This is a genomic window from Billgrantia tianxiuensis, from assembly GCF_009834345.1.
Lineage (GTDB): Bacteria > Pseudomonadota > Gammaproteobacteria > Pseudomonadales > Halomonadaceae > Halomonas > Halomonas tianxiuensis.
The window spans coordinates 4,970,573-4,984,190 of sequence record NZ_CP035042.1 but is presented as its reverse complement, the minus strand read 5'-3'; the positions used below and the strand labels follow the sequence as shown (position 1 = coordinate 4,984,190).

At 64.2% G+C, this 13,618-nt stretch carries 13 protein-coding genes and 1 pseudogene; 11 read left to right on the top strand and 3 right to left on the bottom strand.

Features of this window, described 5'->3' with window-relative positions:
• Nucleotides 1-31: 31 nt before the first annotated feature.
• The 3 genes from thiD to EKK97_RS23350 all read right to left on the bottom strand — a co-directional run bounded on the left by thiD (nt 32) and on the right by EKK97_RS23350 (nt 3,150).
• Nucleotides 32-871: a bifunctional hydroxymethylpyrimidine kinase/phosphomethylpyrimidine kinase gene (gene thiD / locus EKK97_RS23360; RefSeq protein WP_159555605.1), complete on the bottom strand. Its 840-nt coding sequence runs from the start codon at nt 869-871 to the stop codon at nt 32-34.
• A gap of 14 nt (nt 872-885) precedes the next feature.
• A complete protein-coding gene (hemJ, locus tag EKK97_RS23355) occupies nt 886-1,317 on the bottom strand; it encodes a protoporphyrinogen oxidase HemJ (protein WP_159555604.1) in 432 nt (143 codons plus the stop codon).
• 75 nt (nt 1,318-1,392) lie between these two features.
• The gene (locus tag EKK97_RS23350) at nt 1,393-3,150 is read right to left on the bottom strand and encodes a chloride channel protein (protein WP_159555603.1); all 1,758 of its coding nucleotides are present in this window, start codon (nt 3,148-3,150) and stop codon (nt 1,393-1,395) included.
• A 139-nt stretch (nt 3,151-3,289) separates the two neighbouring features.
• On the opposite strand from EKK97_RS23350, the gene argC reads away from it, so the two are divergent.
• The 11 genes and pseudogenes from argC to atpB all read left to right on the top strand — a co-directional run bounded on the left by argC (nt 3,290) and on the right by atpB (nt 13,603).
• Nucleotides 3,290-4,324: an N-acetyl-gamma-glutamyl-phosphate reductase gene (argC, locus tag EKK97_RS23345; protein ID WP_159555602.1), complete on the top strand. Its 1,035-nt coding sequence runs from the start codon at nt 3,290-3,292 to the stop codon at nt 4,322-4,324.
• A 171-nt stretch (nt 4,325-4,495) separates the two neighbouring features.
• The gene (gene erpA / locus EKK97_RS23340) at nt 4,496-4,849 is read left to right on the top strand and encodes an iron-sulfur cluster insertion protein ErpA (protein ID WP_159555601.1); all 354 of its coding nucleotides are present in this window, start codon (nt 4,496-4,498) and stop codon (nt 4,847-4,849) included.
• A 113-nt stretch (nt 4,850-4,962) separates the two neighbouring features.
• Nucleotides 4,963-5,727, top strand: a complete 765-nt coding sequence (locus EKK97_RS23335; RefSeq protein WP_159555600.1) for a transporter substrate-binding domain-containing protein — start codon at nt 4,963-4,965, stop codon at nt 5,725-5,727.
• Between the two features lie 112 nt (nt 5,728-5,839).
• Complete coding sequence (locus EKK97_RS23330; RefSeq protein WP_159555599.1) at nt 5,840-6,511, top strand: amino acid ABC transporter permease; 672 nt, start codon at nt 5,840-5,842, stop codon at nt 6,509-6,511.
• Between the two features lie 10 nt (nt 6,512-6,521).
• Complete coding sequence (locus tag EKK97_RS23325; protein WP_267964162.1) at nt 6,522-7,295, top strand: amino acid ABC transporter ATP-binding protein; 774 nt, start codon at nt 6,522-6,524, stop codon at nt 7,293-7,295.
• 539 nt (nt 7,296-7,834) lie between these two features.
• Nucleotides 7,835-9,730, top strand: coding sequence for a tRNA uridine-5-carboxymethylaminomethyl(34) synthesis enzyme MnmG (gene mnmG / locus EKK97_RS23320; protein WP_159555598.1), 1,896 nt, complete (start codon nt 7,835-7,837; stop codon nt 9,728-9,730).
• Nucleotides 9,727-10,392: a 16S rRNA (guanine(527)-N(7))-methyltransferase RsmG gene (gene rsmG, locus EKK97_RS23315; RefSeq protein WP_159555597.1), complete on the top strand. Its 666-nt coding sequence runs from the start codon at nt 9,727-9,729 to the stop codon at nt 10,390-10,392. The genes mnmG and rsmG overlap by 4 nt, the downstream gene beginning before the upstream one ends.
• A gap of 28 nt (nt 10,393-10,420) precedes the next feature.
• Nucleotides 10,421-11,191 (top strand): ParA family protein, encoded by a 771-nt coding sequence (locus tag EKK97_RS23310; protein WP_159555596.1) that lies wholly within the window; start codon nt 10,421-10,423, stop codon nt 11,189-11,191.
• A gap of 55 nt (nt 11,192-11,246) precedes the next feature.
• Nucleotides 11,247-12,166: pseudogene (locus tag EKK97_RS23305) on the top strand (ParB/RepB/Spo0J family partition protein).
• A gap of 193 nt (nt 12,167-12,359) precedes the next feature.
• A complete protein-coding gene (locus EKK97_RS23300) occupies nt 12,360-12,758 on the top strand; it encodes an ATP synthase subunit I (RefSeq protein ID WP_159555595.1) in 399 nt (132 codons plus the stop codon).
• 17 nt (nt 12,759-12,775) lie between these two features.
• On the top strand, nt 12,776-13,603 hold the full coding sequence (gene atpB / locus EKK97_RS23295) for a F0F1 ATP synthase subunit A (protein WP_159555594.1): 828 nt from the start codon (nt 12,776-12,778) through the stop codon (nt 13,601-13,603).
• Nucleotides 13,604-13,618 lie beyond the last annotated feature (15 nt).

Sequence of the window (13,618 nt, the reverse complement as noted above, 5' to 3'; positions counted from 1 at the left end):
GAATGCGCGGTGAAGTTCCGGTGATTTTCGCTCATTGAGGGGGTAGGGTCACGCCCTGCCCGGCGCCGTGAACTCCCTCTGTCACGGCAAGGCGGCGCGGCAACGATTGTGCCTTGCCCGGCTGCCAGGCGTGCGCCAGCGCCTGCCAGGCAAAGCGCTGGGCTCGCTCGCAGGCAAGCTGCAACGGATCGCCCGCTGCCAGCCGCGCGGCAAGCGCCGAGGCCAAGGTACAGCCCGAGCCATGGAAACTCCCCTCCAGGCGCCTCCAGCGCCAGGCGAAGCGTCCTTCGGCGCTGTACAGCGCCAGCTCGACCTCGTCGCCAGGAACGCCGACATCGGGATCGTCACTGCCGCTCACCAACACGGCACGACAGCCGAGCGAGAGCAGGCGCCGGGCTCGTTCACTGTCATCCTGGGCTTGCGGATCGGCCAGGCGCGCGAGCTCGAGACGGTTGGGCGTCAGGATATCCACAAGGGGAAGCAGCCGGGCGCGGAAGGCATCGACCAGGGCGGTTGTGGATAACTCCTTGCCGCCTCCTGCCTTGAGTACCGGATCAACCACCACCGGCACCCCGGGATGCGCCTTGACGACGTCCACCACGGCATCGAGCGTCTCGAGACTAGCCACCAGCCCGACCTTGATCGCCGCCAGACGAAATTCACCGAGCCGCCTAGCCATGTCACCGATCAGATTGGCCGGAACCGGCACCACCCGGTGCACATCATGGCAGTCCTGTACCGTCAATGCCGTGGGCACCGTCACTGCCCAGCCGCCGCAGGCGGATATCGCTTCGCCGTCGGCGGTGAGTCCCGCTCCACCGGTGGGGTCGTGGCCGGCCAGCACCAGCACGACCGGGAGTTGTTCGTTCATTTCACTCGCCATGGTCAGAACGGCTTGATCACGACCAGGATCACGATGACCAGCAAGGCAATCACAGGTAGTTCATTGAACCAGCGGAAGAACACATGAGAGCGCTGGCAGCGACCCGCGGCGAACTGCTTTAGATAGACCAGGCAGACATGGTGGTAGGCCACCAGCAACACCACCAGCAGCAGCTTGACGTGCATCCAGCCCATGCCAAGCCAGTGGGGCATGAGGTAGAGCAGCCAGATCCCGAATGCGATCACGGCGATCATCGACGGGGTCATGATGCCCCGATAGAGTTTGCGCTCCATCACGAGGAAGGTGTCAGCGGCCTGCCGTTCCCCCTTGTCACGCGCCATGGCGTGGTAGACGAACAGGCGCGGCAGGTAGAACAGCGCAGCAAACCAGGTCACCACGGACACGATGTGCAGGGCCTTGATCCACAAATACATGCTGGCTCCTCGGGCGGGTTTCTCAAGTAGAGTGGCGATAGCCGTCTGAATCGGCGACGGAGATCGCTGCACAGATCATTTCAGCGAATAGTAACGCTCGATGGCGCCGCGGGTGATGATACCCGAAATCCGCTTGTGCTTCGGACGCCGGCCATACTCCACGTAGAGAGCGTCGACGGCCTGGTCGTTGAGTCGCGTGAACGCCTCCGACAGGGTCGCCTGCAAATGAATCGGCGCCATCTCCAGGCGTAGGCCCGGCACTTCCAGCAGGTCGATCAGCGCCTCCTCGGGAGCGATCTCCTCGAGCTCCTGATCGTCGATCAGGGCACGGGCCAGGTCCGCGGCCTTGAGCGCCAGCGTCGGCTTGTCGTCGGTCGAGCGCAGGATCAGGATCCAGGCCGGCTTGGCATCGAGCAAGGCACGGGCCTGGTCGCGCGTCACCATGCGCGGAGTGGTGACGAAACTGCGCTCCATCACCGCCGGCACCGACACCCGCGAGAGCGCCTGCATCAGCGGCTGCTGCAGCGGATGCAGGCCATGGCGGGTCATGCTGATGAAGAAACCATCGCAGCGGCACAGCTGGCGTGCCGTCAGCCCCGATACCACCACTGCCAGCATGCCCGGCAGGATGATGTTGGGGTTATGGGTCAACTCCAGCAGCGCCATCAGCGCGGCCAGCGGTGCCTGCAGCACGGCTCCCATCATCGCCGCCATACCGAGCATGGCATAGAAGCCGGGCTCCGAACCCAACTGTGGGAAGAGCCAGGCTCCCACCAGATCCGCCAGAGCGCCGGCGGCGGCACCGACCACCAGCACCGGGCCGATGATGCCGATGGGAATACCGCTGGCCACGGTCACCGCAGTGAGCAGCAGCTTGGCCACCACCAGCGCCAGCAGCACGTCCACGGCCAGGTCGCCTGCCAGCGAGGCATCCAAGCTGTCGTAGCCGATACCCTGCACGTCGGGGTACCACCACGCCACCGCCGCGGTGGCCAGCGCCACCAGCATCAAGCGCAACACCACCGGCAAGCCGCTGATGCGCTCGCTTCTCGCCACATGAATGAAGAGTCCGGCCAGCAGGCCGATGAACAGCGCCGTGATCACGATCCATGGCAAATTCGCCAGCGAACCGAGACTGACGCTGGGCACCTGAAAGGCCGGCTCCGAACCGTAGACCAGCATTGCCACCAGCGCGCCCATGGTCGAGGCCAGGATGACCGGCATGAAGCCGGCGATGGTGTACTCCATCATCACCACTTCCATGGCGAAGATGACCCCGGCGATCGGCGTGTTGAACGACGCCGAGATTCCCGCCGCCGTACCGCAGGCCACCAGTACCCGCAAGCTGTTGTGAGGCAGGCGCAGCTGCTGGCCAAGGCCACTGGCCGCCGCCGCGCCAAGATGAATCGCCGGCCCTTCGCGGCCGGCGGAGAGCCCGCCCAGCACCGTGGCCACCCCCACCCACCACTGGTTGATCCAGTTGCGCAGGGGAAAACGGCCCTGATGATATGTCAGACGTTCGATGACGTGGCCGACCCCCAACTTTCGGGCCGCCGCCGGCTGGCGCCACAGGAAGATGCCGATCAGGGTCACGGCAACCAGCGGCAGGCTCGAGCGCACCAGCGGCGTCAACCCCTCGAAGGCCTCATGATCGCCGCCGGGCATGAACAAGACTCCACCCAGTTCGAGCAGCAGCCGGAAGGCGACCATCACGGCACCGGTGAGCAGCCCGGACAGCACCCCCAGTACACAGAGTTGCGGCAGGGCATCGACGCTGGCCAGCTTGCGGCGAAAACCTTCCAGACTGAAGGTGGGAAGCGAGAGGCGCGGCACGATTCGTTCCTGTGCTGATGGTTCCTTGGACGCGATGGCAAGCGGTTGGGTCGCCAGCCTCTCTCTTGTGTATCATATCCGGACAGGGCGGTCCCGTTGACGATCGCCCCTGCCAGACCAACTTCGGAGGAGTCGCGTTGTGATCAAGGTCGGAATCGTCGGCGGTACCGGGTATACCGGGGTCGAGCTGCTCAGGCTGCTGGCCCAGCATCCCGAGGTCGAGGTCGAAGCCATTACCTCACGTTCGGAAGCCGGCGTTCGCGTCTGCGACATGTACCCCAACCTGCGCGGTCACTACGATACGCTCGCCTTCAGCGAGCCCGACCCCCGCCGCCTTGGCGCCTGCGATGCCGTCTTCTTCGCCACGCCGCACGGTGTCGCCCATGCCCTGGCTGGCGAACTGCTCGCCCAGGGCACTCGGGTGATCGATCTCTCCGCCGATTTCCGCCTGCGCGATGCCGAGGAGTGGGCTCGCTGGTACGGCCAGCCACATGGCGCCCCGGAACTGCTCGAGGAAGCCGTTTATGGGTTGCCGGAAATGCATCGCGAACGCATTCGCCAGGCGCGCCTGATCGCCGTGCCCGGCTGCTACCCCACGGCGGTGCAGTTGGGACTGCTGCCGCTGCTCGAGGCCGGGCTGATCGACGCCGAGCACATCATTGCCGACTGCAAGTCCGGTGTCACCGGGGCCGGCCGCGGCGCCAAGGTACCCTCGCTGCTGGCCGAGGCCAGCGAGTCGATGAAGGCCTATGGCGCCGCCGGCCACCGCCACCTGCCTGAAATCCGCCAAGGCCTCGGCGATGCCGCCGGTGGCGCGGTGGGCCTGACCTTCGTGCCGCACTTGACTCCGATGATCCGCGGCATCCATGCCACCCTCTACGGTCGCCTGAAGGGTGAACCGGGCGATCTCCAGGCGCTGTTCGAGCAGCGCTTCGCCGAAGAGCCCTTCGTCGACGTGATGCCTGCCGGCAGTCATCCCGAGACCCGCAGCGTCAAGGGCGCCAACGTCTGTCGTCTGGCCGTGCATCGCCCCGGCGATGGCGACACCGTGGTGGTACTGTCGGTGATCGACAACCTGGTCAAGGGTGCCTCGGGCCAGGCGGTACAGAACCTCAACCTGATGTTCGGCTTCGCCGAAAATGCCGGACTCGCCGTACCCGCGCTGATGCCTTGATGGTGCGACAGCGCCTCCTCGGAGACCTGCCGACGGCTCAGCCCCGAGCGATGCCGTCGGCGAGTCCTTTGCCCTTAGGCGAGCCCTTTTCCTGATGAATAGTTGACCGTTTTGCTGGGGATTAGGGATAATCGCGTGTTACCCATTCATTCAGCTCAAGGAGAAGGGCCCATGAGCGGTGCACAATCCTTCGTGCCCACTCCCATGATGCTCTCCGAGGCTGCCAGCAAGCGGCTCAAGGCGCTCATCGAGGAAGAAGGCAAGCCCGACCTCAAGCTGCGCGTCTATGTGACGGGAGGCGGCTGTTCGGGTTTCCAGTACGGCTTCGACTTTGCCGAATCGGTCGGTGAAGACGATACCCTCATCGAGTTCGGCGAGGTCGCCCTGGTCGTCGACGAACTCTCCTACCAGTACCTCGTCGGCTCCACCGTCGACTACGAAGAGGGGCTGGCCGGCGCCCGCTTCCTGGTCCAGAACCCCAACGCGACGACCACCTGTGGCTGTGGCGCTTCCTTCATGGTGTGATTCTCTAGCCTACACCGCCAGAACAGCACAGAATCGGCCCAACTTGACGCTTCCCTGTGGACTCGCCATGGTTTAAAGGCGTAATGCCACAACAATTCACCATGGGGAAACGTATGAAACGACACGTGAAGACGGCCACCCTGGTTACCGGCATCGCCTGTGGACTGGGTCTTTCCAGCCTGGCTGTCGCCAATGAAACGCTCGACGTGGTCACCGACCCGAGCTTCGTGCCCTTCGAAATGATGGATCAGGAAACCGGTGAGATGGTCGGTTTCGACATGGACATCATTGCCGAGGTAGCCGAGCGGGCCGGCTTCGATTACGAACTGCAGACCATGGACTTCAACGGCATCATTCCCGCCGTCCAGACCGGCAACGTGGACATCGCCATCGCCGGTATCACCATCACCGAGGAGCGCGCCCAGATCGTCGACTTCTCGGATCCCTACTACGACAGCGGCCTGAAGATCCTGGTACGTGCCGACGAGGATGGCGTCGAGGAGATCGAGGACCTCGAGGGCAAGACCATCGCCACCAAGGTCGGCTCCACCAGCTACGACTTCCTTCAGGAAAACCTCGGCGACAGCGCCGATATCACTCCCTACCCCGGCAGCAGCGACATGTACATGGCCCTGCTCGGTGGCAGCGCGGACGCCGTCTTCTACGACGCTCCCAACGTCGCCTACTTTGCCCAGACCCGCGGCGAAGGCCGGACCAAGGTCGTCGGCCCGCTCTACGAGGGCCAGCAATACGGCATCGTCTTCGTCAAGGGCAGCGAATGGGTCGAGCCCGCCAACGAGGCCTTGGCCGAGATGCGCGAGGACGGCACCTACGACGACATCCATGCCAAGTGGTTCGGCGACACCAACGACGAGTGAGTCATACCGCGCATCGATATAGCGGGGCCGGCCGGGCAAGTCCGGCCCCGCCGCGCTGTCCCACTGTCCCGGGCGCTCTTGCCCCGCCAAGCCCCCTGACGGGAGAATCCACGTGGATGTCACCTTCCAATTCGACTGGGAGGCGGCCTTCGCCTCCATTCCCTTCCTGCTGAAAGGGATCCCCTACACCCTGCTGATCTCCTTCGGTGGACTGGCCATCGGCTTTCTCATCGGCATTCTCTTCGGCCTGCTGCGCATCAGCCCGCTCGTCTGGCTGCGGGTACCGGCGATCGCCTATATCGAGATCTTCCGCGGCACTCCGGTACTGGTACAGGTACTGTTCATCTTCTATGGCCTGCCCCAACTTCTCGGCGGGCCGATCAATGCCCTGGTCGCCGGCATCGCCGCCATCGCGGTGAACTCCGGCGCTTACATCTCGGAGATCGTGCGCGGCGGCGTGCAATCGATCGAGCGTGGCCAGCGCGAGGCGAGCCTGTCGCTAGGGCTGTCGCGGGTACAGTCGTTTCGCTACATCATCTGGCCCCAGGCCTTTCGCCGCATGATCCCGCCACTAGGCAACCAGGGCATCATCAGTATCAAGGACACCTCGCTATTCTCGGTGATCGGGGTTGGCGAGCTGGTCCGCCAGGGCCAGGTCTACATCGCCACCACCTTCAACGCCCTGGAAGTCTACTTGATGGTCGCCCTCCTCTATCTGGCGATAACCCTGAGCCTGTCATTCGCCCTGCGCCTGCTCGAGCGCAAGGGCCTGGTCGGACAATAAGGAGCGCGACATGAGCCGAGACGAATCCCTGGCCGACACCCAGCCCATCGTGCGCCTTGACAGGGTGAACAAGCACTTCGGACAACTGCACGTGCTCAAGGACATCGTGCTCGAGATCCAGCCTGGCGAGGTGGTGGTGGTTATCGGTGCCAGCGGCTCGGGCAAGTCCACCCTGATCCGCTGCATCAATGGCCTCGAGGAGTTTCAGGCCGGCCACATCGAAGTCGATGGCAACGAACTGCTACCGAACGGCAAGAGCGGTCGCGCGCTGCAGAGAATCCGCACCGAAGTCGGCATGGTGTTCCAGCAGTTCAACCTCTTTCCACATCTCAGCGTGCTCGATAACGTCACGCTGGCGCCCATGAAGGTGCGCGGCTGGAGCCGAGCCGATGCCACCGAGACTGCCTACCGCCTGCTCGAACGCGTCAGCATCGCCGACCAGGCGGACAAGTACCCATCCCAGCTCTCCGGCGGGCAGCAGCAGCGCGTCGCCCTGGCCAGAGCGCTGGCCATGGAACCGCGCCTGATGCTGTTCGACGAACCCACCTCGGCGCTCGATCCGGAAATGATCGGTGAAGTGCTCGATGCCATGCGAGAGCTTGCCCGCGAGGGTATGACCATGGTCATCGTTACCCATGAGATGGGATTCGCCCGCGAGGTCGCCGATCGAGTGGTCTTCATCGATCGCGGAGAGATCGTCGAGCAAGCGGCACCGGACACTCTTTTCGACTCTCCACGGCACGAGCGCACCCAGAGCTTCCTGTCGCGGGTGCTCAAGCACTGAGGGGCCCACAGATAGCCGCTGCTCTCCACCCTGGCAGGCCCTGTCGCACTCGGCAGGGCTTTTTTTCGGCCTGTGGATAAGAATTTTTGCTCTACCCTCGATTCATCGCTCCAAGCGGCATGGTTGCCGCCTTCTCGTTCGCCTCGCGTGACTGTTCACAGTCGCGGTGACAAGCCAGGTAGGCAACGGTGGAAAAAAGGTGTAGCGTCCGGGCTGTGGAAAAGCTTGGCGTTCATCCACAGCCCCCGCACCGGCAACTCTCAGCTCGTCACCCTCTTCTCCGCATAGAAGTTAACAAAGCAAACCGTTAACTTGGCTGGAATTTTTCTGCTTATCCACAAATATTGTCCACACCAGTAGTCACAACCACAGCAGAACTTCTTTCTTTTTAGATATTCTGTTTTGGTTATCTGGGAGGAAAACGAGCCTGCGGGCAGAGGCGGTGTGGAAAACCCTGACGCTTACCCACAGGAGGTTTATACTGGCAGGCTGTTTTTCGTCACTGGCAACATCCGCGCACTAGCGCAACGAGGTGCACCTTGGAGTATCCCGACCGCTTTGACGTCATCGTCATCGGCGGCGGCCATGCGGGAACCGAAGCCGCTCTGGCCTCCGCCCGCATGGGCTGTCAGACCCTGCTGCTGACCCACAACATCGAGACCCTCGGGCAGATGTCGTGCAATCCCGCCATCGGCGGCATCGGCAAGAGCCACCTGGTCAAGGAGATCGACGCGCTGGGGGGAGCCATGGGCCTGGCCACCGATCTCGGCGGCATCCAGTTCCGCGTGCTCAACGCTCGCAAGGGACCGGCCGTGCGGGCCACCCGTGCTCAGGCCGACCGCGTACGCTACAAGGCGGCCATCCGCGGCATGCTGGAGAACCAGCCGAACCTGACGATCTTCCAGCAGGCTGCAGGAGATCTGCTGGTGGAAAACGACACGGTGCGCGGGGTAGTCACCGAGACCGGCATCCGCTTCCGTGCCGAAACCGTGGTGCTGTGCACCGGCACCTTCCTCGGCGGCGTGATCCATATCGGCCTGGATCGGAGCCGCGGCGGGCGTGCCGGCGATCCTCCCTCCAATGCCCTGGCGGAGCGTCTGCGGGCGCTGCCGTTCCGGGTCGACCGGCTCAAGACCGGCACCCCGCCACGGCTGGATGCCAAGAGCGTGAATTTCACCGTGCTCGAGGAGCAGCCAGGCGACAGCCCGACGCCGGTGATGTCCTACCTGGGACGTCGCGACATGCATCCGCGCCAGGTGAGCTGCCACATCGCTCATACCAATGAGCGCACCCACGAGATCATCTTCGCCAACCTCGACCGCTCGCCGATGTATTCGGGCGTGATCGAGGGCGTCGGGCCGCGTTACTGCCCGTCGATCGAGGACAAGGTGCACCGCTTCGCCGACAAGGCGAGTCACCAGGTGTTCATCGAACCGGAAGGGCTCGATACTCACGAGCTCTACCCCAACGGCATCTCCACTTCGCTGCCCTTCGACGTGCAGCTGCAGGTGGTGCGCTCGATCAAGGGATTGGAGAACGCCCACATCACCCGGCCCGGCTACGCCATCGAGTACGATTTCTTCGATCCCCGCGATCTCAAGCACTCGCTGGAAACCAAATTTATCCACAACCTGTTTTTCGCCGGGCAGATCAACGGCACCACCGGCTACGAGGAGGCCGGCGCCCAGGGGCTGCTCGCAGGCCTCAATGCCGCGCGTCGCGCCAAGGGGCTCGAGGCCTGGTGGCCACGCCGCGACGAGGCCTACCTCGGCGTACTGGTCGACGACTTGATCACCCTGGGCACCAAGGAGCCCTACCGCATGTTCACTTCACGCGCCGAGTACCGGCTGCTGCTGCGTGAGGACAACGCCGACCTGCGCCTTACCGAGGCCGGTCGCGAGCTGGGCCTGGTGGACGAGGCGCGCTGGGCTGCGTTCAGTACCAAGCGCGAGGCGATCGAGCGCGAGGGCGCCCGGCTCAAGGCCAGCTGGGTGCAGCCCGGCACGGCGGCAGCGGCGGCCATCGAGGAGAAGACCGGCAAGCCGCTGTCCCGCGAGTACAGCCTGCTTGACCTGCTCAAGCGGCCCGAACTCGGCTATGGCGACGTGGCGCACCTCACGGGCGAGCCCGTCGACGACGAAGCCGTGGCAGAACAGGTCCAGATCCAGGCCAAGTACCAGGGCTACATCGACCGTCAGCAGGACGAGATCGACAAGCTCAAGCGCCACGAGGCCACGCCGCTGCCGGCCGATCTCGATTACGCCCAGGTCGAAGGGCTCTCCCATGAGATTCGCCAGAAGCTCGCCGAAGCGCGGCCCGGGACCTTGGCGCAGGCCTCACGGATCTCCGGCGTGACGCCGGCGGCGGTGTCGATCCTGCTGATTCACCTGAAGAAACGTCGCCTGCTCGAGGACAATCGGGTGGCCAACGGATGAGCGATGTCATCACGTCAACGGTGACAGCACGGCTCGACGAAGGGCTTGCCGCGCTTGGCCTCGATATCGACGGCACACAGCGCGAACGGCTGCTGCGTCTGGTCGGGCTGTTGCACAAGTGGAATCGCGCCTATAACCTCACGGCGATACGCTCACCGGAAGAGATGGTGACCAGACACGTGCTCGACAGTGCGGCGGTTCTGCCCTTCGTCGATGAGGGCGCACTGCTCGACGTAGGCGCCGGTCCCGGTCTGCCCGGGCTGGTGCTGGCGATTCTCGAGCCGGGCCTCTCGGTTACGCTGCTCGACAGCAACGGCAAGAAGGTGCGCTTCCAGCGTCAGGCGGTGTTGGAACTGGGGCTTGCCAACGCCACGCCGGTACAGGCTCGTGTCGAGGCCTTCGCAGCACCGGAAGGCGGCTATGCCCAGGTGATCTCGCGGGCCTTCGCCAGCCTGGCGGACTTCGTGCGGCTGACCGACCATCTGGTGGCGCCGGGTGGCCGCTGGCTGGCCATGAAGGGGCCGGCTGCCGACGAGGAACTGGCCGACCTGGACGCCGGACTGGCCTTGCGCGAGCGCCACATGCTGGCGGTGCCTTTTACCGCGGGGGAGCGTCAGTTGCTGATCGTCGAGCGAACCGATTCCAACCCAGGCCGCCAGTGAGCGTGCCTTCGACGCAAGGAAGTCGCCCGTGACCCAAATCATCGCCTTGACCAACCAGAAGGGCGGCGTGGGCAAGACCACCACCGCCGTCAACCTGGCCGCTAGCCTGGCAGCACTGGACCGCCGCGTGCTGTTGGTCGACCTCGATCCCCAGGGCCATGCCACGATGGGTAGCGGTGTCGACAAGCACTCGCTCGAGGGCAGCGTGCTCGACCTGTTGCTGGGCGAGAAGAGTGCGCCCGAGGTGATGTTGGATTGCCCCACCGCCGGTTATACCCTGCTGCCGGGCAATGGCGACCTGACCGCCGCCGAGGTGGAACTGCTCGACCGTGCCGAGGGGCGGGAGCGCAGTCTGACCGAGTCCCTGGCCAGCGTCGCCAGCGAATACGACGTGGTGTTGATCGACTGTCCGCCCTCACTCAACATGCTCACCGTCAACGCGCTGACCGCCGCTGACGGCGTGCTGATCCCGCTGCAGTGCGAGTTCTACGCCCTGGAAGGGCTCTCGGCACTGCTCGACACCGTGGAGCAGATCAAGGACAGCGTGAACCCGAACCTGGCGATTTATGGCATCCTGCGTACCATGTTCGATGGTCGCAACAGCCTGACGCGGGACGTTTCCAAGCAGCTGCGCGATTACTTCGGCGAAGCGCTGCTCAAGACCACAATACCGCGCAACGTGCGGGTGGCCGAGGCGCCGAGCCACGGCCTGCCGGTGACCAAATACGCCCGCTTCTCGCGTGGCAGCCAGGCCCACCGGGTGCTGGCCAAGGAACTGATTCGTCGCCTGTCGCTGTGACGCGACCGGTGAAAACCGCCTGTCGTGATCCGCTCGTTGTGATGAGGGAATGCTGATGACGCGTAAACGCGCCCTGGGCCGCGGCCTGGATGCCCTGATCGGTGCCGGCGCCCGTCGCCGCGAGACTCTCGAGCTGCCCGAGGTGGAAGGCCAGCCCGATGACGAAGACGAGGCCAGCGTCGCCCAGCCCGCTGCCGTCGAGGAGCGGCTCGAGCGCCTGCCGCTGGGCCAGCTCTCGCGTGGCAAGTACCAGCCGCGCCGCGACATCCAGCCCGAGGCGCTGGAGGAATTGGCCGACTCGATCCGTGCCCAGGGCGTCATGCAGCCCATCGTGGTACGGCCGGTCGGTGAATCGCGCTACGAGATCATTGCTGGCGAGCGCCGCTGGCGTGCCGCCCAGTTGGCCGAACTCGACACCATCCCGGCAGTGATCCGCGAGGTCAGCGACGAAGTTGCCCTGGCGCTGGCGCTGATCGAGAACATTCAGCGCGAGAACCTCAATCCGGTGGAGGAGGCGCTGGCGCTGAAGCGCCTGATCGACGAGTTCGAACTCACCCAGCAGCAGGTCGCGGATGCCGTGGGTAAATCTCGCGCCCAGGTCACCAACCTGCTGCGCCTGCTGGCGCTCGACCCCGAGGTGCAGACGCTGCTCGAGCGCGGCGATCTCGACATGGGACACGCCCGCGCCCTGCTCGTGCTGCCCGCCGCCAAGCAGCGCCGCGCGGCGCATGAAGTGGTCAACAAGGATCTCACCGTGCGCGATACCGAGGCGCTGGTGAAGCGCCTCGCCCAGGGGGAGCCGAAGAAAGCCGCCGCCCCGGCGCCCAGCCCGATGTGGCACGCCTCGAAACCCGTCTTGGCGAGCTGCTCGGGGCGCCGGTCAAGATCCAGCACGGTCGTGGTGGCAAGGGACGTGTGACCATACGCTACTCGAGTCTGGACGAGCTCGACGGTATTCTCGAGCACATTCGCTGAGTCGACCGGCCTGCTGCCGCTGTCGACAATTGCTCCGCCTTTGGTCGCAAAGCCGCGTCATTCGTACGTAAAAGCGCCTTGTTCGGTTGAACCGGTTGAGGTGCTTCCCTATAATCCGCCGTTGTTTGCCTGAGCGACACGCTCGATTCAGTCGGCGCTTGGCCGCCTCAAGTCAGGGCAGGACTGTCAACAGATGCACCGACACACTGCCAGAAGACGCGGAGGGGTTGCCATTGCCCGGCTGGTACAGGTGCAAGGGCTCGTCACGCTCGCGATGACAGGCATCGGCGCGTTGATGTCGGGTAGCGGCGCAGCGCTGTCAGCTCTGCTGGGCGGGCTGGTTAGCCTGATTCCCTCCCTTTACTTTGCTTGGCGCATCGGCTCGGTTCGTGGAGGCAGACAGGCACGTCGCTTCGTCTCGAATTTCTACCGGGCCGAGGCGGGAAAGTTCGGTTTGACGGTGGCACTGCTTGCCGCGGTGTTCGTGACAGCGCCTCCCTCAAACCCAATTTACTTCTTTGTCGCATATATGGCGGTTCTGCTCGCGCACTGGCTGGCTCCTTGGCTCATGCGTGACAAACCGGCTCCCTGAATCGAGGTAACGACAGCATGGCAGCAGGAAGCGAAGTCACGGCAACGTACTACATCCAGCACCACCTACAGAACCTGACCTTCGGCCGTCACCCCGAAAACGGCTGGTCGTTCGCCCACTCCTCGACCGAAGCACAGGAGATGGGGTTCTGGGCCATCCACGTGGACACCATGGGCTGGTCCATCGCCATGGGCCTGCTGTTCATCTGGCTGTTCCGCAAGGCCGGCAAGATGGCCACCACCGGCGTTCCCGGCGGCCTGCAGAACGCTGTCGAAATGGTCATCGAATTCATCGAGGGGCTGGTTCGCTCCGCCTTCCACGGCAAGAATCCCATCATCGCCCCGCTGGCGCTGACGCTGTTCGTGTGGATTCTGCTGATGAACACGCTCAAGATCATTCCGGTCGACTACTTCCCGGAGCTCTTCGCTCGTCTCGGCGTCGAGTACATGAAGATCGTACCCACTACCGACCCCAACGCCACGTTGGGCATGGCCCTGGGGGTATTCATCCTCATTATCTACTACAGTCTCAAGGTCAAGGGCGCCAGCGGCTTCGCCAAGGAGCTGTCGCTGACCCCCTTCAATCACTGGCTGCTGATCCCCTTCAACCTATTGCTGGAAGTGATCGGCCTGCTGGTCAAGCCTTTCAGCCTCGCCATGCGACTGTTCGGCAACATGTTCGCCGGCGAGGTGATCTTCATCCTGATTGCGCTGCTGCCGTTCTGGGCGATCTGGGTGCTGGACGTGCCGTGGGCCATCTTCCACATCCTGGTGGTCACCCTGCAGGCCTTCATTTTCACGGTGCTGACTATCGTGTACCTGAGTGCCGCCCACGAGCACCACTGAACCGAGCAACGCTTG

Excerpts from the sequence above, each read along its gene's own strand:
- thiD (WP_159555605.1), bottom strand. The coding sequence starts at position 871 with ATGAACGAACAACTCCCGGTCGTGCTGGTGCTGGCCGGCCACGACCCC.
- hemJ (WP_159555604.1), bottom strand. The coding sequence starts at position 1,317 with ATGTATTTGTGGATCAAGGCCCTGCACATCGTGTCCGTGGTGACCTGG.
- erpA (WP_159555601.1), top strand. The coding sequence starts at position 4,496 with ATGAGCGGTGCACAATCCTTCGTGCCCACTCCCATGATGCTCTCCGAG.
- EKK97_RS23335 (WP_159555600.1), top strand. The coding sequence starts at position 4,963 with ATGAAACGACACGTGAAGACGGCCACCCTGGTTACCGGCATCGCCTGT.
- EKK97_RS23325 (WP_267964162.1), top strand. The coding sequence starts at position 6,522 with ATGAGCCGAGACGAATCCCTGGCCGACACCCAGCCCATCGTGCGCCTT.
- rsmG (WP_159555597.1), top strand. The coding sequence starts at position 9,727 with ATGAGCGATGTCATCACGTCAACGGTGACAGCACGGCTCGACGAAGGG.
- EKK97_RS23300 (WP_159555595.1), top strand. The coding sequence starts at position 12,360 with ATGCACCGACACACTGCCAGAAGACGCGGAGGGGTTGCCATTGCCCGG.
- atpB (WP_159555594.1), top strand. The coding sequence starts at position 12,776 with ATGGCAGCAGGAAGCGAAGTCACGGCAACGTACTACATCCAGCACCAC.